This is a genomic window from Planctomicrobium mucosum (assembly GCF_051466335.1).
Lineage (GTDB): Bacteria > Planctomycetota > Planctomycetia > Planctomycetales > Planctomycetaceae > Planctomicrobium.
Map to the genome: position 1 here is coordinate 2,095,251 of NZ_CP195793.1, position 19,750 is coordinate 2,115,000.

General features: G+C 53.4%; 12 protein-coding genes (1 of these 12 running past the window's edge). 4 read left to right on the forward strand and 8 right to left on the reverse strand.

The genetic code is table 11. The annotated features are described in order from the left end of the window. Positions 1 to 67 precede the first annotated feature (67 nt). The 6 genes from thiC to SH668x_RS08550 all read right to left on the reverse strand — a co-directional run bounded on the left by thiC (position 68) and on the right by SH668x_RS08550 (position 10,919). Complete coding sequence (thiC, locus tag SH668x_RS08525; protein ID WP_437188268.1) at positions 68 to 1,900, reverse strand: phosphomethylpyrimidine synthase ThiC; 1,833 nt, start codon at positions 1,898 to 1,900, stop codon at positions 68 to 70. A 410-nt stretch (positions 1,901 to 2,310) separates the two neighbouring features. Then, the gene (locus SH668x_RS08530; protein WP_437188269.1) at positions 2,311 to 3,201 is read right to left on the reverse strand and encodes a Gfo/Idh/MocA family protein; all 891 of its coding nucleotides are present in this window, start codon (positions 3,199 to 3,201) and stop codon (positions 2,311 to 2,313) included. A 166-nt stretch (positions 3,202 to 3,367) separates the two neighbouring features. After that, entirely contained in the window at positions 3,368 to 4,744 is a 1,377-nt protein-coding gene (locus SH668x_RS08535) for a hypothetical protein (RefSeq protein WP_437188270.1), read from the reverse strand. Positions 4,745 to 4,778: 34 nt separating this feature from the next. Beyond that, a complete protein-coding gene (locus SH668x_RS08540; RefSeq protein WP_437188271.1) occupies positions 4,779 to 7,844 on the reverse strand; it encodes a PVC-type heme-binding CxxCH protein in 3,066 nt (1,021 codons plus the stop codon). Positions 7,845 to 7,877: 33 nt separating this feature from the next. Next, positions 7,878 to 9,035, reverse strand: a complete 1,158-nt coding sequence (locus SH668x_RS08545; RefSeq protein ID WP_437188272.1) for an alpha/beta hydrolase family protein — start codon at positions 9,033 to 9,035, stop codon at positions 7,878 to 7,880. 360 nt (positions 9,036 to 9,395) lie between these two features. Then, positions 9,396 to 10,919 (reverse strand): porin, encoded by a 1,524-nt coding sequence (locus tag SH668x_RS08550; protein ID WP_437188273.1) that lies wholly within the window; start codon positions 10,917 to 10,919, stop codon positions 9,396 to 9,398. Positions 10,920 to 11,285: 366 nt separating this feature from the next. On the opposite strand from SH668x_RS08550, the gene SH668x_RS08555 reads away from it, so the two are divergent. The 4 genes from SH668x_RS08555 to SH668x_RS08570 all read left to right on the forward strand — a co-directional run bounded on the left by SH668x_RS08555 (position 11,286) and on the right by SH668x_RS08570 (position 15,546). Beyond that, complete coding sequence (locus SH668x_RS08555) at positions 11,286 to 12,107, forward strand: hypothetical protein (protein ID WP_437188274.1); 822 nt, start codon at positions 11,286 to 11,288, stop codon at positions 12,105 to 12,107. A gap of 86 nt (positions 12,108 to 12,193) precedes the next feature. Then, a complete protein-coding gene (locus SH668x_RS08560; RefSeq protein WP_437188275.1) occupies positions 12,194 to 12,793 on the forward strand; it encodes a DUF4253 domain-containing protein in 600 nt (199 codons plus the stop codon). Between the two features lie 334 nt (positions 12,794 to 13,127). Then, positions 13,128 to 14,909, forward strand: coding sequence for a sulfatase-like hydrolase/transferase (locus SH668x_RS08565; RefSeq protein ID WP_437188276.1), 1,782 nt, complete (start codon positions 13,128 to 13,130; stop codon positions 14,907 to 14,909). A 79-nt stretch (positions 14,910 to 14,988) separates the two neighbouring features. Beyond that, a complete protein-coding gene (locus SH668x_RS08570) occupies positions 14,989 to 15,546 on the forward strand; it encodes a dihydrofolate reductase family protein (RefSeq protein ID WP_437188277.1) in 558 nt (185 codons plus the stop codon). Between the two features lie 501 nt (positions 15,547 to 16,047). Here the strand turns inward: SH668x_RS08570 and SH668x_RS08575 are convergent. Beyond that, a complete protein-coding gene (locus SH668x_RS08575) occupies positions 16,048 to 16,770 on the reverse strand; it encodes a YebC/PmpR family DNA-binding transcriptional regulator (protein WP_437188278.1) in 723 nt (240 codons plus the stop codon). A 441-nt stretch (positions 16,771 to 17,211) separates the two neighbouring features. Further along, positions 17,212 to 19,750 carry the 3' portion of a DUF7133 domain-containing protein gene (locus SH668x_RS08580; protein WP_437188279.1) on the reverse strand. The gene runs 527 nt beyond the window's last position, so the window shows 2,539 of its 3,066 coding nt (coding positions 528–3,066); its start codon lies beyond the right edge, outside the window; the stop codon is at positions 17,212 to 17,214.

The window sequence follows — 19,750 nt, forward strand, 5'->3', positions numbered from 1 at the left end:
GAATCTCAGTGCTATCAGGATCTTGCTATGACTGATTCAACGAAGACAGGCTGAATCCAGACTCAGTCTATCGAGTCTGAAGATCAACAATGGTCACCTGCTTTTGCAGGGACTTTGCTGAATCAGAATCGACGTAGTCGCTGTGACAGTCGGCTTTGCCTTCCGTCGCACCAACAGCCTTCTTTGTCTTGCTGGCGAGCTTGTGAATCTCTTCAGGCGACAGAACGCCGCGTTTTTCGAGAATTTCTCTCTGCTCGGCGGTCAAAGCTGCAGACACTTTCGCTTTATCCCAGCGGAACTCGGCATCTTTTCCGGATGAGAACTCGACGATTTCCTTGCTGATTCGAACGCTGCACCAGTCGTGCCCGCACATCGCACAGAAATCTGTGTCGACGTCGAGGTCTTCGTCATGGTAAGCGCGAGCCAGATCCGGGTCGAAGCTGAGATCGAAATGCTTCTGCCAGTTCAGAGCGGCACGGGCTCGAGTCAGTTCGTCGTCGCGGTCACGAGTTCCGGGAATCCCCAAAGCAACGTCGGCGGCATGGGCAGCGATCTTGTAAGCAACGCAACCCTGTTTGACGTCGTCCTTCTTGGGAAGTCCGAGATGCTCTTTCGGAGTGACGTAACACAGCATACTGGCTCCGTGATAGCCGGCCGCTGTGGCACCGATGCAGCTAGTGATGTGATCGTACCCAGGGAACATATCTGTCACCAAAGGTCCGAGCACGTAGAACGGGGCTCCGTGACAGAGCTTTCGCTGCAGTTTCATGTTGTACTCGATCTGATCGAACGGAACGTGTCCCGGACCTTCGATCATGACCTGTACCCCTTGTCGCCAGGCTCGTTCGGTCAACTCGCCCAGTGTGCTCAACTCGCCGAGTTGTGCGCGATCGGTTGCATCCGCCAATCCACCGGGACGAAGTCCATCACCAATGGAGAAAGTGACGTCGTATTCGCGCATGAGTTGGCAGATTGCTTCCCAATGTGTGTACATCAGGTTTTGCTCGCCGTGATCGATCATCCACTTCGCGAGGAGCGATCCCCCACGAGAGACGATACCGATCAGTCGATCTTTCACGTCAGCGAGGTGTTCTTTGAGAACCCCAGCGTGAATTGTGAAATAGTCGACGCCCTGTTCAGCCTGTGCGCGGAGAGAATCGAGCACGATGTCGATGTTCAAGTCGAACAGTTTGCGTCCGATGATCATCGAGTAGATGGGAACTGTCCCGATGGGAACTGTACTGTTCTGCACGATAGCAGCGCGGCATTCGTTAATCTTTCCGCCGGTGGAAAGATCCATAACGGTGTCTGCGCCCCAGCGTTCCGCCCATTTCAACTTTTCAACTTCTTCATCAGTGCCGGATGAAACGGGGGAGGCCCCCATGTTGGCATTGATTTTGGTCTTGGCAGCACGACCGATCGCCATTGGATCCAGATTGTACTGCAAGTGGTTTTTATTCGCAGGGATGACCATGCGGCCTGCTGCGACTTCATCACGTACCTGGGCAGGGGTGAGATGGTCTTCGCGTTCTGCAACGCGGGTCATCTGCGGAGTGATCGTGCCAAGTCGAGCATGTTCAAGCTGTGTACTCGGAACGAACCCTGCTGGGACCCAGACGGTACGCTCGGCACCATTGGATTGCTCGAAAGTAAATGATTCGAGCCCTGCGGTGTTGGCTGGTTGTGCTTCGCCCGCTTCAGCTGTTTGCCAGCCTTCAGGGAGGAAGTCCCAGGCGGTCTTATCTGATGGTTCTGGCATTCCCGGGGTATCTGGGGATGAGAAGGTCCAACGACCTTCAATGCCGGGGGCGATGTTCGGCTTCTTCGCAAAACTTCCAGGGCTGGTGCCCGCGGAAGTGGACGATGGGTTCTGGCCGAGTTCAGGCAATTCGTATTTCATGCTACAGAAATCCTTTCCGCTGGAAAGGCGGTGATTCTGAGAAGGGCTGATGGGAAAGTTTTATCGTACCGCTCGACGTGTCGAGCGTCTATCCCTTCGCCCTTGATCGGGAATACAATCCATCGAAACGGAAGGCATTTTGGATCAGAATCCTGTGATGAGACCCGGGAGTCGGAAAGAATTCTGCTCCGCTGCGGGCTTTTCGCAGGGATTTCCCGATCGACTGGAACAGACCCTCTCAACGATTCGTTCCTGCCAAATCCCTGGTTCCTGAGTCTGGTTTCGCCAGATCGATCAATGATTGTTTCTGTTGAACGGCAAGCGGCCGGGGCGTCTGGGAAAAACCGCACCGGCCGCTTCAGATTCTTCAGGAAATCTGCTTTTCGAGAGTTTGGACCTTGAACGGCCACTCATCGCTTCATTTTGACCGGAACTCCGCCCAGACGATGGCTTTCATTCGCAGCTTCCATGAAACCGAGCACTTCGAGAGTCTCCTCTTCTGGAACTGGCGATTTGCCAGTGCGGAAGAATTTTGAGATCTCGACCATCAGCGGTTGATAGATCGCAGAGACTGTCGCAGCCCCGGAACCCTTGGATCCGACGATCGCAACTCCGTATCGAGCGGAGCCAGCACGAATGCCTCGGAACGTTCCGATACGGCCATCTTTCCATTGGCCGACGATGACGTCGGTTCCATCAGTGCGTGTGCAGGTGACGGTTTCACATCCGGAACCCATGATCGTAAAAAGCATCTCCACGCCGTGAATCCCGTACCAGAAAACGTCTGGATGATGTAATTGCTGTGTGCAGGGCCCAGACGTGTCGCAGCCGATCACTTCGCCATAACTTGACTCGTTTCGATGGTCAGCGACCCCTTCGCAATAGCGCAAAGACGATGTGGAGAAACACGGAACGTTGTGTTCGCGAGCGAGTTCGAAAATTTCCTTTGCTTCAGCGACCGAATTTGCCATCGGTTTGTCGATGTAAAGCGGTTTACCCGCCAGAATCACCGGCCGAGCAAGCTTTGGGTGAACACGGCCGTCGACACTGGTCATCAGGACGACGTCAACGAGTGGCAGGAGTTCATCAATGTTGTCGACGATAGTGATGCCACGCTCGCGAAGTTCCTGAGTGTATTTTTCCACGCGATCGGCGCTGGTCGGAAGGTCTGGGCTGCTTGCGGGGAGACCCGCGACAACTTTCATCCCTTCACAACCAGGATGTGGAGTTTCTGCATTGAAAATTGCAGTGAACGCTGTGGCGTGTGAACTATCGAGTCCGACGAGTCCGATTCGAATCATCTCAGGTTCCTGAGCAAAGCTGCATGTCGTCACGCAGATAAGACTCCAGATAAAAGTAGAAATGCGGATAAGCGGGTTTTTCACGTTTGAAAATCCAATCTGCGGTGTCTGTCTGAATTTCTGGCTTGAATGCCAAATCCAATCGGTTGACTTGTTCGACGATCGACTACGTCCGATTGAGCTGATCGACGCCTGCTTTCAAGATCGATTCGGATGTCGGGGCGCTGAACGCAACGCTCACTTCATATCCCCCTTGAGGATAGGCTTCGTCGATGGGGATGTACCACATTCCATCGTCCCCATACGCTGCCGTCGCCACGAATCGGTCCGGGGTCTTCGATTGACTCCAGAGCTGATATTCGATGAACGACTCTCCGGGAAGATGCAGCATGGTGATGTCGTTGATGTGCAACGCGCTGAGTATCACGGGAATTTTCTGCTGGCAGCGTCGTAGCCACCCCAGCTTCATTGCATTAATGATGCGGTGAGTGGTTCCGGTTTCTGGCGCGGCGATGGACTTCAGAAGTGAATCTTCTGAGAGATCGGGGTGCGGCTCAAAATGAATCGGCGTCTGAGACCAGTTGATCTGCTGAATGGGCTTGGGAGCGAGATGTTTGTTGCTCTCTGCCATCGCTGCGTAGATGCGGTCGGTGAGATCGATGCGAGCCTGAGGAGTTCTGTCGTTGTACTTGCCGGCTGCGACATTTCCACTGCAACCCGTAAAGTAGATTTGTGCCGTCTCAGGTTGCTCTGCCTGCAATCGCTTCCTCGCGAGTCCGACGAAGTCGCTGTTGACTCGGCCATCTCCGTAAAAACTCATCGGATGTGTTGCATAGTAGTGGCAGGCGACGAGTTTCTGATCCTGATTGTAAAAGGCGACTGTCTTCAGTTTCGGGTCAATTAACCCTTCTGGAAGAGCAATTAGGGTGGGGTCGGTGCAGGCGCTCGCTCGCCAGTACTTGATCTTTCCGTTTTCATCCAGAAATCGTCGATTGCTGGCGACTCTCTCAACAGTTGCCTCTGAATGAGCGACATGTGTCACCGGTTGCAACCGGGTGAGAGATTCTTTGACAGCCAAGGCGGCGCGTTGTGTGCATTCATTGAAGAAGTCGAGATCGACCGTATGCGGAATGTCGGGGTATTCCCGGGTAATGGCTTCAGCATCCAGGCAGACAAATGGTGCGTTGTGCTGATGAACACATTGAATGGCGACGTTTTCCGGCGTTGTTCCCGCTGCTTCCGCGAGTCGTTTCCGGAACTCAAGATGAGCATTGTTGAGAAGCCCCGTCCAATCCAGAGCGCAGATCACGACGGGCTGACCCGTGCCAGTAAGAACGAATCCGATCCCTTCGAGTTGATCATCGATCGCGCTCGCTGAGGCGATCCATCCGCCGCAAAGTGGATGGCCAATTGGAGGGGTGGCATCGAAGCGAAAAGTTGCCAACTGAAGGTTTTCCGCCTGAGCAGCATGGCTCCATTTCGGTTCCAGCAAGCAGGCGATTCCAACTGCCAGAGTTGATTCGAGAAATTCTCTACGAAGCATGTGATGACCTCTTCTTCTGTGAATTCCCTGTGATTCAGTTCGACTGGCCCATCGGAGCAGAACTTTGTTCAGGTGCCGCTGGTGCAAGTGACTTGATAAACGTAATCAAATCGGCAATCTGCTGCGGCGTGAGTTCTTTTTCGAAACCTTCTGGCATCAGCGAAAGTCCGCTGGAAACGAGCTGATCAATCTGGTCTCGTTGAATCGTTGCCTCAATTCCTTCCGCTTTACGGAGTGTCAGGCTCACTGGAGACTCCGATGCGATCAAGCCGGTAAACAGATGCCCATCCTGAGTTGATACAGAATAGTTGATGTAGCTGAGCTGCAGCTCTCGATTGGGATCGAGTATTGCGATGAGCAAGTCTTCCGGGCTCTTGTTCTGGACGGACACCATGTCTGGACCGACTTGATGTCCCTGTTCATTCAGTCGATGACACATGGAGCATTTCTGCACGTAAACGAGTTGTCCTCGAGTGACGTCGCCCGTGATTTCCAATGCAGACAACGATTGTTCGACGATTTCTTTCCGGCTGCTGGATGAACTGTCGACGAACAGGGTTGTGGCCCGCTTACGAATATCTTCCTGAGGATGCTGGAGCAGAAGTGCGAGTTTTGTTCGATCGACCTCACTCTTTCTGATCTCTTCCCGCTCGATGGCTTCGAGTAGCTTTCTTGTGGATTCCCCCTGAGCAAGCAGGGCATCCAGAATTTTCCCTTTTAATGCAGGGGTTACACCTTTCAGGCTCTGAATCAGGAGTAATGCTGCCTCAGGGTGCGGGGATTTTCCAATAGTGGAAATGGCTGTTTCTTGAAGCTCGACCGGCTGATGAGAGAGCAGCAGTGTTTCGAGCGTTGCTGCGGAGAGTTCCCAAGGTGCAAGTGACAGTCGCTGAGCCGCGTGAATGCGAGTTGGCGTCAGCGTTTTTTCGTTGGAGGCTGTGATGGCGGATGCTTCCAGCACCGCTGTCAGCAATTTCTTCTCGGGGCTTTCGCTGGGAAGATCTGCAATTGTTTTTGCAATGGACGAGCCCCGTTGAGTCAGGCCCAGTTCCAAATCCAACAGGGACGCGTCCTGAAGTGGCGCGGGGATATCCTCACGAGTGATCGAAATGAGAAGTGGGACGACGTCTTCTTTTTCTGGACGAGCCCCAACGAGTTTGGCGATCTCAGCCAGTATCGATTTTGCCGCGGATGTCTCGAGGAACGTTGGATTCTTGAGCAGCGAATTGAATAGGTCCGCCCCGCGATCACCGACTGCCAGCATGAAAGCCGATTGAAGATCTGGATCTTCTCCGATGCGAGGAGCCATCAGTTCCAGTCCCTGCAACGCCTGCTCTTTATTCATGAATCCCAGAGCTAACACAGCGTGAAACCGGGGCCGAAATTCGGCATCATTTAGCAGCCCGAGAACAGTGGCGGCCAGCTCGCGATTCTCAGCCAGTATCGGTTCAGCGAGGCGAATCGCGTGTTCGCGAAGACCGGAATGCGTGGACCCAAATTCTGTCTCCAGAATGTGCGGATCAAGGGGACGGAGGTCCTTCAAGATGTAGAGTGCGTGGAGTTTTCCTAAAGGAGAAGTGGTCGTTTTCAGGAAATCGCGGAGAAGGCCTGCTGTCTGAGGGTTTTGCTGTTGAACGAGTAGCCGCTGCGCTGTTTCGCGGGTCCACGAGTTTGTGGACGCGAGCGAGTCGACGAGTTCGGATGTCGTGAAATTCCCGAGCTTGTCCGGGATTTGGCGTTTCATTCCCGGTGAAACAAGCCGGTAAATTCGACCTCGATCGTTTCCACTTTCCAGATCGAGATGAGCCTTGATGTCCGGGGGAATGGAGATCGGGTGTTCGATCGTTTCCCGGTACATGTCGAGCACGAAGAGCGATCCATCCGGCGCGTTCACAAAGTTGACAGGCCGAAACCAGGTATCCGTCGAGGTGACGAACTCTGTGTTCTGATCTGCTCGGGTGGCGAGAAAGGAAGCGTTGTTGGGGGCGACCGTTTTGCGATGAATGAGATTGCTGCCGACATCTCCGACAAACGCATTTCCCCGAAATTCTTCGGGATAAGCATCTCCGCGGTAGATGGTGATGCCGGATGCAGAAGTGAAAAATCCGCCGGGGACTTTTTCGGAGGCGGGAAGGCCAGCGAACTTGGGATCGGCCACCCGTCGCGCGGTCCGCACGATGCGCCAGGGTTCAACCGGGCTTCGACGATAGACTGGGGCGGCGCCTCCTTCTTTCGCCACACTTCGAGTGATTCGCGGGACCTGATAATACGGATTGAGATCCAGATAGCGAGATTCGAATGTGACATGCACCATGTGGTCGCTGTTGCTGCAGAGAAAGCGGTTTCCCCAGTCGTCCATCGAATGACCAAACTGAACCGCTCCAGAGGCCCGGCCGACCTGAAGTGTTCGGGGATCGAAGACCCAGTCACTTCTTCCGAGTTTGAGCTGAGTCGTTCCATCGCGAACGATTTCACCGCCGTTCGACCCGCTGGCGACCCAGATGCGGTTGTCCAATCCCCACTTCATATTATTGGCAACACCCTGAACGTTGTCGCGTCCGAGATGGGTGTAGACCAACTTGCGAATATCCGCGATGCCGTCCCCGTCCGTATCTTTGAGGTACAGGACATCCGGCACATCAATTAAAAAGATTCCCCCGTCATAAGGGACAACGGACAGTGGCCAGTCGAGCTTGTCCGCGAAGATGGTGCTTTTGTCGAAAATCCCATCGTCGTTCGTGTCTTCCAGCATGCGCACGATGCCAGTGGTTGTTCGTCCTTTCCCTGCAGGGATGATCTGCTCTTTCTCGAGGGCGTAGGGGTAAGCGTGGAACTCTGCGACGAACATTCGGCCGAATTCATCAAAACAGGCGTCGACCGGATCTCCGACGAGCGGCTCCCCCGCGACGAGTTCCAGTTTGAAGCCGTGCTCCAACTGAAACGTTTCCTGAACTTGATCGACTTCAACAGGCGGAAGTCGAACCATCACCTCCGAGAGTGGCGGTTCCACTGCAAATGACTTTGACGAGAAGAAAAGCCCCCCGCTGACGACGATGAGAGTGACAATATTTCGAAATGTCAGTGAACAGCTTGTCGTCACGAGGAAAATCCGGTTCAAAACTGGAAGGAGACGTTACATCAAAACGGAGTCCAGGAAGAGATACGCCCGTTGCCGCATCTCAGGAACGAAATCGTGTTCACCATCCGGATGAATCACTTGTAAGTTCTTGGGTGAAGTGACGAGGTTAAAGGCTGGGCGGGCAGCCTCTGCGATGCGATCCACACTCTCAGCCCGAAAATTGCTATCGCGAGTCGGTGCGATGATCAAAACATGTCGGTCTGCGAGACCTGCAATGAGTTCCTGAAAATCAAAGGGGATGTCATCCAGTTTCCCAGCGTACTCTGCGAGTTTGGGAATGTAACGCTGTTGCGTCCAACCTCGTCCCGCTTGCCAGACATCCGGGTTCCCTTCGTAGTAGTCCACGAATGAATCGAGACCGCAGCAGGAAACAACAACATGAACGCGGGAGTCATAAAACGCAGTAAAAACAGCGTTGTGCCCTCCGAGTGAATGGCCGATTGCTCCGTACTTTCCCGGGATGATAAAGGGAAGTGAGTCGAGTACGTCCATTGCGCGACTGTTATCCCAGACTGCTTTCAGCATTCCACTCCGCCAGCCTTGTCCCTCCAGATCCGGCGAGTAGTCAGCGAGCAGGGGATAGCTCGTCGCGAGAACAACATATCCCCGTTCGACCAGTTCACGTCCGTAGTCCCTGTTTAGCCGTGGAGAATCGAGTCCGGCGACCTCCAGTGCTCCGTGCGGATTCGTCGAGTGGAGCGCAAGCACACCCGGGTGTTGTGGAGAATTTTCTTCGAGTGCCGATTTCGGAATGAGAAGGATTCCTGGTGCACGGACTCCCGGTTCTGATTGATACGTGAGAAAACGCTCGATGTAATTCCCGCGGTCTGTTTCTTTCGTGACTTCAATTTTCAATTCCAGCCGCTGATCTTGAGATGGAAAGGTCCCAAGGATTGCGTTCATGTGAGACAGCGTTTCTGCGCGACGCTGCTTCCAGTCAGAGATCGAGTTGACTGGTTGCACGTTTCCCTGTTTGTCGAGAAACACCATCTGGTCCGCACGAGAGAGCTTTCGGACGGGAAGTTTTTCGTTCGGCTCCAAAGCGGAAATCGGAGAGATTTGAACAAGAATGAATGCCAAGCCGATGAGCAATGCTGCGGGTGGTGGCGTCATTCCCGTGCGGTTCTCAATCACTTGTTGTCGTGATGACATCGTCCAATCCTGAATCGAGGCGTTCACTCGCTGGATGGGGAAACTGCTCGTTACGAGTCCCGAAATAATAGGGTGATGGTACGAGACATCATCACTTATAGAACATTCCTGCGGGAGCGCCTAGCAGCGGAGGGGCAACAGATGCAGCAACTGCCTCCTCGAGTCGCCAGCCATCATTCAGTAACTCCATTTCACCATACTGAGAAAATGGAGGAGAGCTGCCTCCTTAAGTGTATGTTCAATGGCCCGTGGGGAGACTGGCAGATCCCCCGAAGCTGATGAGATCAGACCGATTCAACCCGCGCTGGTGATGTCAGCCAGACAACGTGTTTTTACGCTGTGAACGTGCGTCGTCTGTTCTCAGTAATTGATCTGTAATTGTGCTCGAGCGATCTGCCCGATGAACGGGCGATAGGATTCGCCGCTGGAGAATGCCGTCAGGTTGGTCCTGTCTACCCACAGGTAGGAAGTGGTGAGTTCGACAGCTTTGTTGAACTGCCATTCGCAACCGACTTCCCAGTCTCGCATGTGTGAGTACGGAGCGTTGCGGTAGGATTTGTGTCCCCCAACGAACTCGCTGTATCGCGCGAATGGAAAGAATGTTCCCCATTCCTCGGTGTCCCGTTTGTAGATGAGCATGGCGTAGCCCCCTTGCAGCGAGCGGTCTTCGACGACGGTCTGAGCGTCATTCAACGCCGGGCCGCGGCCAACGTTCCATTCCGCCTGGAATCCCCATGGCTGCGGGTACATGATGAATGAGGCTGCCATGCGGCGGTCGATCTGACCTCGTCCGGCGCCATTACCTTCGGTCCCCATTGGAGTGGCTGCTGGTCCGACGCCGAGTGGTGCGATCGGTGACCCCTGGACGACGTAATTTCCAAGATATCCCTGAATTCCGAGTTCGATCACCTGTCCGTTATCAAAAACGAACGGGTAGGTGAAGCGGGACACGACATGGACCTGATTGTTTCGGTCTCTCAACGAACCTCCTTGGCCGTTAAACAGACCGAAACCGAACATCCCGTAGTTCCCTGAGCCTTTCAGGTTGTCGTCGATCAGTTTCTTGAAAAGCTCCTGAGTCCATTCGGGAGTATAGTAGTACAGGACTGCTAGATCGCGTTCATTGCGGAGAGCACTGTTGGTCCCGTCAGCACGATCTAGCGGGATTCGCAGCGAGCTGGATTGCAGGTTTTCCCACCCGTAGGGGATTTTAGACTGTCCTACTCGCACGCGGTGGACGCGGTCTTTGGTGATGTAAAGATCTCCATACCAGTCTCGCACTTGAGAGTAGAGTTCCGAGTCGGGACTTCCGGGGACGGAGCTGGCGAAGTCTGCCTGGAGGTAGACTGCGACTCGTTCGTTCACGTCCCCGGATAGAATGAGACGTGCTCGACGGATGAAGAAGTTCCGATCTGCATCGATAGAACTGTCGCCAGCGAAATTCGGAGGAGCGGAATCGTCTGCTTCATGCGTCACTCCATTGACCCGGAATTGGGCATAGCCGCGTACGGTGAGCTTGTCGTACCACTTGGACTCACTCTTCTTTTTCTCTCCGGTCGAGATCTCTTTCCCATCTTTAGGCATCAGAAGACGGTCGCCTGCGCGGAGCAGGTCTCCGATTGTCGTGTCCCCATCGGGTGGTTCGAAGTCCAGCGTGGATGGCGGGGGTGGGACGCTATTTGAGTCGTCCAGCCGCATTCTTCCGGGGAGAATCGTGTTGTCCGGTAATGGCGGCCCTTGATCGTCCGGCGTCGCAAAGGGGTCGACTACGTACTCTTCGTCATCGGAAACCTGTCCAAACGCCAACGAAGTGAGCAGTCCAATCGCAGCAATGCTGCAAAAGGCCAAGCGAAGTATTGAGGAGAATTGATGGTTTCGAGGCACGAGGAGGGCTGCTGTGATTGCGGATGCTTGGGGGGGGGGGGTGAGTTGTTTAGACAGGTTTTGTTGATTGTAGCGATTGTAGTGATTGTTTCTGGTTGAGGTTTTGATCGACTATGCTGCTGTAAGACTCCATTAAGAAACGATGAAATTAAGACTAGACGGCATTTAGGAGGCTCTTTCGCTTTCAGGAGCTATGGGGGAGGCACTCAAGAGGGATTTTGGGAGCTACATTTCAGTAGAATTCAGATAGAAATAGCACGAGGTCTATAGGCCGCAGATATTGCCGGTTGGCAGAGATTCCCTGTAAATGGGCGTGAGTGACGCGATTTCAGGTTCGAACGACACTTCGATGAGAGAAGACTTTTCATGTTCAGATGTCCCCAATGCGATGAGTCGATCCAGTCCGAATCGATCAACATCACTGAAGGCTTTGCGCTCTGTCCGAATTGTCAGAAGTTGTCACGTCTTGCAGAGCTGCGTGAGGGAAGCAAACCGGTTGAAGAGATCCTGCGAGAGCCACCCGCTCGCTGCACGGTCGAAACCGTTGGGGAAGGGGTCGTCGTTCGGACGACCTTCCGATCATTTGCCGCGTTCCTTGGGGTGGGGTTCTTCTGCTTGTTCTGGAATGGGATCGTTTCAATGTTTGTGTTCGTCGCGATTGCCGGTCTCTACACGAATTTGATCGGGCCCTTTCCAGATTGGTTTGTTGCACCAGGAATTAAAGATGGTCTACCGATCATGAATGACAAGGTGATGGGGTTATGGGATACCCTATTCCTGTGCCTGTTCTTGACTCCGTTTGTACTCGTCGGGATGGGGTTCTTATTCGCGACCCTGATGACAATTTTTGGGAAAGTTGAAGTGTTCCTCGATGAATACTCCTCCTGCGTCGCAACAGGGGCAGGTTTTCTGGTTTGGAAAAAGCGATTCGACGCCAATGCGGTGACGGCTGTCCGGGTGTCGAAGGCGTCCTGGAAGAGCAATGACCAGTCGGTCTATCAGGTTGAAATCGAAGCGGATCGACCGGTGAAGTTCGGTTCTGGACTCTCAGAGGAACATCGAGAGTGGTTTTCACAGACGCTGAGGCGGATTCTTGTCGACCGCTCCAGTGATGGGCTCCCCGAGACAGTAATTCTCCCCTATTGGCTATCAACCAACTCGATTCATCGCGAGGCACGTAACTCGTGATTGCGTTCCGGGCATGATTTGTGAATGCATTCTGTTCGCAGTAGACTCTACGACAACGAATTACGATCCCTCTTGAAGTTGTATTGATGTCCACAATTACCACAATCAAAGCTGCAGCGACCCGCTTGGGTGAACTTTCCAAATTGCCAGTACAGTCGTTCGCGACGGTCGGCGCAGACAATGTTCAGGATAACACTGCTCGGAGTGTTGTTGCGAATCACGATCAGGCAGGGGAGTTGATCGACCTCATTCGTCCGGAACTTGGGCCGGGCATGATTGCGTTCATTGGCAAGCCAACGACCGCTGGGGATCTCGAGTCCGATGTGGAAGTGGTTGTCGCGCACGGTAAAGATCAGTTCGACATTGTTCGGATCGCCCGCACTGATGGGGCGAAATATGGTCTGTCGACTGAGGACATCATCGAGCGATTGAAGGTATATCACGAGCAGATCGGGATTGAAGTTTTCGAAGCGAGCGATGACTCCCTGTCGTTTATCCTTGAAGAGATCCCAGAGAACCTGACCGAACTCTGCGAAGACTTTGAAGCGTTCTGCCCAGACCTGACGGCACAAATGGTGAACTCGATCGAAGAACTCGAAGAGATCATCGTCGAGACTCAAATGGTTGTGCTGTGGTGGGATCGTTCGGAAGAAGACGACCTCGAGGAACTTGCAGAGGAAGCGTAAGCCCGTTTCTGAGCAGCAGTCAGCTGATTTCGCGAAATGCCGGTCACCCTTGGGGTGAGCGGCATTTTTTGTGGGGCGATGGCCAGTGCTTGATCGGAAAAAATCGAACTGGCGAACTGCTGTTGAATCGCATTTCTGTCAGAAACAGTGACATTCTGCCGCCCCCCGAACTGACAGAAGTCACCGTCTTTGATACGGTGAGAGAAAATATCCACGATTCACTCGTGTATTAAGTTTTACTCTGTCTATTTACAGGCAGGCGGCACTGAAGGCGAAATCTGTGATTCGAAATCTAACTTTGGCGATCAAATTGTGCTTGACGATATTCAGTGTGATGTCGTTGTCCCTCGACGCGGCCGAGGTGGGAGAGCACCTGGCCAAAACGCCTCCTGACGTCTCGCTGCGGAAGATCTCCGTGACGGCGAAGATCGACGGGACCGACCTGAGTGGAGTGGTGATTTCGCATGGAGGCGCTGCTCTGGGGTACTCGATCGCCTTTGTCGAGGGACGGCCAATGCTGTCGTTCAGAAACCGGGGAGAACTGATCGAAGTGACGAGCCCGGACAAGCTCGACGGTCTGCACGAACTGACTGCCGAGTTCGATCAGGATTTCATCACGCTCTCCGTCGATGGCAAGCAGGTGGCTCAGGCAAAGTCGTCAGGTTTTCTCCCATCGCAGCCTGCTGCAGGAGTTCATATTGGTCAAATGAAGGGAAAAGCGGTCGGCAGTTACAAGCCACCATTCCCCTTCAATGGACGGATTTTGGCAATTGGTGTGAAGACAGAAAAGGTGGAACGGGTCATGCCGCCGCTGGACCCGAATGTGAGCCGCCCCGACATCGTCATTTTGCTTTCAGATGACCACACTTGGCGCGATTCATCTGTTTACGGATCGCCCGATATCCAGACTCCGAATATGGAACGACTGGCAAAGCAGGGGATGACATTCAATAGGGCGTATGTGACGACTTCATCCTGCGCTCCAAGCCGGGCGTCGCTGTTGACTGGGTTGTACCCAGCCCGTAATGGTTCCGAAGCCAACCATTCACGCATCCGAGAAGGAATTGCGAGTCTCCCCAAGTCGTTCTTTGATCTGGGCTATGAAGTGGTCTCTTTCGGAAAGGTCGGGCATTACGCACAGACCCCTGAGTGGGGTTTCGATGTGGCGATGCATTACAACTATCACGAGGATGTCGCGATTCCCAGTGCGGTCGAATGGCTCAAACAACGTACGAGTAAGCGCCCGCTCGTGATGTTTGTTGGGACCAATTGGCCTCACGTTCCTTGGCCATCAAAGGATTTTGACCCGCGGCCTGAGCAGCAAGTCGTCCCACCGAATCACGTTGATAATGACACTACCCGTCAGAAGCGGGCTCAATATCACGCAGCGATTCAGAATATGGATCGTGACCTTGGACTCCTTTTCGACGCTGTTCAGGAAACACTTGGTGAAAAGACTTTCTTCCTGCACACCAGCGATCACGGGGCACAGTGGCCTTTCGGGAAATGGAACCTTTACGAAGACAGCGTCCACACGCCGTTAATTGTGAGTTGGCCCGGGAAAATCGCAGAGAATGTACGAACAGATGCGATGGTTTCCTGGATTGACATCCTCCCGACTGTGCTCGAAGTTGCGGGCGGAAAACCGCCGGAAGGATTGGATGGAAGATCGTTCTTGCCCGTGCTGGAAGGGAAGGAAAAGTCGCATCGTGATCTGATTTTCACGACTCATAGCGGAGATGGGAACAACAACGTTTATCCGATTCGTGCCGTTACAACGAGTGACGGTTGGCAGTATGTTCGGAATCTGCATCCGGAATTCCTGTTCACCAGCCATGTGACGAATGTCCAGGCTGATACTGGTTATTGGAATAGTTGGCTCAAGTCTGCAGAAACAGACCCCGCTGCGAAATTGAAGGTCTTCCGCTATCAACAGCGACCTGCTGAAGAGTTGTATTACATTCCAGATGACCCCTATGAGCTGAACAATCTCGCCAATGATCCGAAAGCGGTGGCGAAGTTACAGGAACTTCGGGTTCGATTGGATCAATGGCTGCGAGAAACGGACGATCAGCTTCAGGTCTACGGAACTCCCAAGCTGATCTCGGCTCCGTAAATCGAATCGATAGGCTGGTCGATGAGCGAACGCTACACTCGCGGCGGTCGGAGTGTCTCTGTTCTTTGATGGGCCATCGATGAAAACACAGTATTACACCGCAGCGAGTCTGGACGGGTTTATTGCCGATAGCGATCACTCTTTGGAGTGGCTGTTTCAATTTGGCGATGGGCCGGGAGAAGGTTATTCTCACTTCATCGCACAGATTGGGGCGATCGCGATGGGGGCTTCGACCTACAGATGGCTGCTGCAACATGTGATTCAACCGGGAACAGATGCGCAGCAGCCTTGGCCGTATACGCAGCCTACTTGGGTTTTCAGCCATCGCGAACTCCCCAGTATTTCAGGGGCGAACATTCATTTCGTACAAGGGGACGTCGAATCAGTTCACGTTGAGATGCAGCGGGCTGCCGAAGGGAAAAATCTCTGGATCGTTGGTGGCGGCGAACTGGTTGGCCAGTTTTACGATCAGGGTTTGCTCGATGAGATTCTTGTGAGCGTTGCGCCCGTCACTCTCGGGAGTGGTGCTCCGGTTCTACCACGACGAATTATCTCCCCGCCACTTCGTTTGAAATCTGTAAAGCAAGGGAAGGCTGACTTTGTAGAAATGGTCTATGAAGTCGTGAAATCGGTGTGAAACAAGCGAGACCGCCTTGTTGGAGAGGGCTCGTTTCCCTTGTTGATGGCTATTGCCAGTTTGGGTCAGGAAGCCAGATGAACGACTTCGACCATTACTCAACGATGTTTTATGGGCTCGTGGGGTTTTTCTTGGGGCCCTTGGTATATTTTCTCGGCTTTCCTCTCTTGGCGGCGTTCGCTTTCGAATGGGGAAGGATTCCCGGCCCGTCTGGTATGGTGGGCGGGATTTCAAGTCTCCTCCAAATTCCGTTTCACTTTCTGTTGAGTTGTGTGATAGGTGCTTCGCTCGGGTACTTCATTGGAGGAGCTGGGTGGGATGTCTTCAATTCGTTTTTCGCGAAGTTGACACCGCTGTTCACAAGGCTTCCCTTCCTTCCACGTAGGAATCGACAGCGCAGCGAACGAAGCCGGAGAACTCGTCGTCGGGACAAATGAAAAAGCCCTCAGCGAATAAATGATCGTTTGAGGGCTTTTTGTCGTTCCGCGAAAAACTCGCTGCTTATGCTGGGAGTTCCGCGTTGTGGTAGATTTCCTGAACGTCGTCGCATTCGTTCAGCATGTTCATGAACTTTTCGTACATCGGCATGTCATCTTTACTGATGGCTTTCAGGCTCTGCGGAAGGAATGTGATTTCCTGGGCTTCCAGCTCGAGACCCGGGAACGCTTCGACGAGAGCTTGCTTGGCTTTGTAAAGCTCTGTGGGAGGAGCGTAGATGGTGATCATCCCACCGTTTGACTCGACATCGCTCACGTCAACGTCTGCGTTCAAAAGCGCTTCCAGCGCCTTGTCCTCGCTGTCACCTTTGAATTGCAACACGGCCAACTGGTCAAACCAGAGTGCAACGGAGCCTTGCGTACCGAGCTTGGAATCTGTTTTTGTGAAACAGTTACGCACTTCGGAAAACGTTCGCTGATTGTTGTCAGTCAGGCAGTCAACAATCACCATGAACCCGCCGGGGCCAAAGCCTTCGTAACGGGCAGGGAGGAAGCTTTCGCCGCCAGCTCCACGAGCTTTCTGAATCGCTTTCTCGATGACGTGGGCAGGGACTTGGTCCCGCTTGGCCTTTTCAATCATGCTGCGTAAAGCAGGATTCCCTTCGGGATCGGCGACGCCGTTCTTCGCCACCACGTAAATCTGCTTACCGTACTTCGAGTAAAGCTTCGACTTATGAGCTGCCGTCTTGAAGATCGCATTTTTGCGATTCTCGAAATCTCTCCCCATCTTCCTCTCCTCTACGACCTGTGAGGATCTCAAAACGCCTTCGTTTCCGTAAGTATCAGGCGTGAACCCCCATCTGGCTGGAAATTATCGAATTCAGGCAAAACCGGCTAGAGAGGCCCACGCCTGTTCCTTTTTCTCGCACTTTTCACCAAGGATCTGTCCTCACTGTCGTGTGAAAGTCGGAGTTCAGCCTCCTTTTTGTGTCCCTTTGCTGCCACATGGCATGGAAGCCGTCAACGAATGAATGAAAATTCCGGCTGTCTACAGACAGGTTTCTGTTGAAACGAGTCGCGAACATCTGGAATTTCGCAGATTACCCGTCATTGCGAATGCTAAAACTTCGATTGATTGCTGAGACGGCGTCAGGCTCATGAAAAAAGAGCAGCAATTTTGAAACTGCTGCTCCATGAGGTCGAATTGATTCGTGATGCTGAATCAGGTCTAACTCTTCAACGAATCCAGATAGGCGAGAAGGTCAGCAAGCTGCTCGAGTGTCAGATTCCCGGCAATTTGCTCAGGCATCATTGAGATTTCCTGCTTGGCCCGCTCATCGATGTCGTCCACGTGAATTCTCACAAGGACTCCGTTCCCTTGTCGGACCTGGATTGCATCGGCACTCTCTCCGACCACGAATCCCGTGTAGATCTGTCCATCCTCGGTCGCAATGACGTTTGTTTCGAATCCCTGAGCGATTTTTGCGCTCGGTTTGAGGATCGATTCTAGTAATTGTGGTCGAGGATAACGTTTGGTGATGTCCACCATATCCGGACCCTTCGGAGTCTGTCCTTTCGCAAATGTGTGACACGCTGCGCAGGATTGCTGTTCGAAAATCCGTTTTCCACGCTCAGCGTCTCCCGTGATGTTGACAACTTTCGCGATGACCTCTTCGTACGGTTGATTGGCGATTTGATCCATATTGTTCGGGTCGACGGGAGGGATGACGATTGGCATGTCTGACTCTGCCATTTCGCCTGCCTGATCGGGAAGAATGAGCCCATCGATCTCCACGACGTGTTTTTTCAATTGTTCGGCGATCGAACTCTTGAGAGCGGAATCTGCTGCCTCGAATTCGCGTTTGATGATTTTCGCGACACGATCAGAGAGATCCCATTCCTGGCGATCGTAATATGGACCAGTTCTATCAGGCCGCGTTCCCCACCAGTTCTTTTCGTATTTCCCTTCAGTATGGAAGAGGCGAATCAAGGCAGCGAGAATCTCGATGCGGCCTTCGCTGGTCTTCTCGATGCTGAGTTGCTTTTCGAGTCCCGCTACAGCAGCTTCGGTGTGAATGTTTCGGAGTGCAAGCAGTGCTCCCTGGCGGTATGGTCCGTTGAGAGCATTCAGGCAGGCAGCCGATGCTTCGAGATCGGACAGCGCACGCACTGCCAGATGCGGAATCACGCGGGCTGGATCTTCGACATTGTGGGCTGGCAGGCTTCCCGTATATTTGGTCAACGAGATCAAATGGTCCGCGAGGTTCACTCTCCCAAGTCTTCCGATGGAAATAATCGCCTGAATTTGAGACTGCGGGTGTCCGCTCTTCAGTGCTTCCGTGAATGGTTCAGCGGGAAGGTCGGCCACTTCCGACTTACGATCGGTCAATGCCCGCATCGCGAGATGTCCAACGTCGCGATCAGAGACGACTCGAAGCAGCGTCGGGTGACTTTGCACGTGGTCCAACTGCTTGAGCGTGAAGATCGCAGCGATTCTCGCTGAGGGTTGCGCTGTTCGATTCAAAATGAGCTTGGTAATCAGATTGGTCGCTTCTACAGATTTCCCGCGACGCAACAGATCCAGCTGAGCGTGCAGGCGAGTCTTGGCATTGTCGGCTTCGAGGAGCTTGACGACCTGAGCAACCGTGAGCTTTGGCAGATTCGGGAACGGTTCGACCTTCAGGCCTTTGGGAACAACTCGTGCCACGTAGCCCACATTCGTTTCAGAGAAGGAGAATCCCCCGTTCTTCCAACTTGAGATGTACATACGGCCGCTGCCATCGACGTCAATATCTGTCGGGCGATCCAGTGCAGCGAACAGTTCATTGTGGTCTTTTCGAATCGGTCCGTTTTGTGGAAGGTTGTGCAGCGTGACATCACTGCGTCCCCAGTCGCAGGTGTACAGCGAATAATTGAATCCTTTTGGCCAGCGGGCATCGTCGAGGAACATGCCTCCGCACCCAGATCCGCCGCCGTAGTCTGCCAGCGGAGGCATGATCTCCTCGCGGAAGTTCATGTAGAGCGAAGGGTACCCATATTGGGCTGACTGGAAGATCTGAGAGAGTCGGACATTCCATTCCCCACCGTCGTTGGTGTTGTCGCGAGTGAACATTTCCAGGTCTGGAGCGATGCAGGCATCGAGAACGTTGCGAAGCCCCCAGGCGTACACTTCCATGTCAGTTCCATCGGGACGAACGCGGATGATTCCGCCGCCCCGTTTGTTGATCACGCGACCGTCTCGACCCTGTGCATGTGTGACGCCGTAGTCACCGACAGCAATGTAAATCCAACCGTCGATTCCCAGCTGAATCCCATTTGTCGTGTGGTCTGCACCGCGTGCAGCGACGTCTGCCGTGCTGATTCCGTCAATCAAGACGGTCTCAGAGTCAGAAACACCGTCACCGTTGGTGTCTTTGAAAAGAGAAAATGTTGGGGGGTGAAGAACCCAGAGGGAGCCTTGGTCGTAAATGAGCCCGCGTGGATGGTCGACTTTGGCGAAGGTTGTGTATTTGTCAGCCACGCCATCGTTGTTTGTATCGACGCATCGAACGATCTTTCCTCCCCCGGAATTGACTCCGAGTGATCCCTGTTCATCGACTCCAACAAAGACTTCCCCGGTCGCCGCTGCAGTGATGCAGACCGGGTAGTTCACTTCTGGCGGCATACTAAAAATTTTGGTTTCGAACCCCTTGGGGACCCGGACCTCTTTGTCACTGGCGAAACGAGCAGGCTGAGGAGGGGGGAGGGCACCGCTGGAAATCTCGACC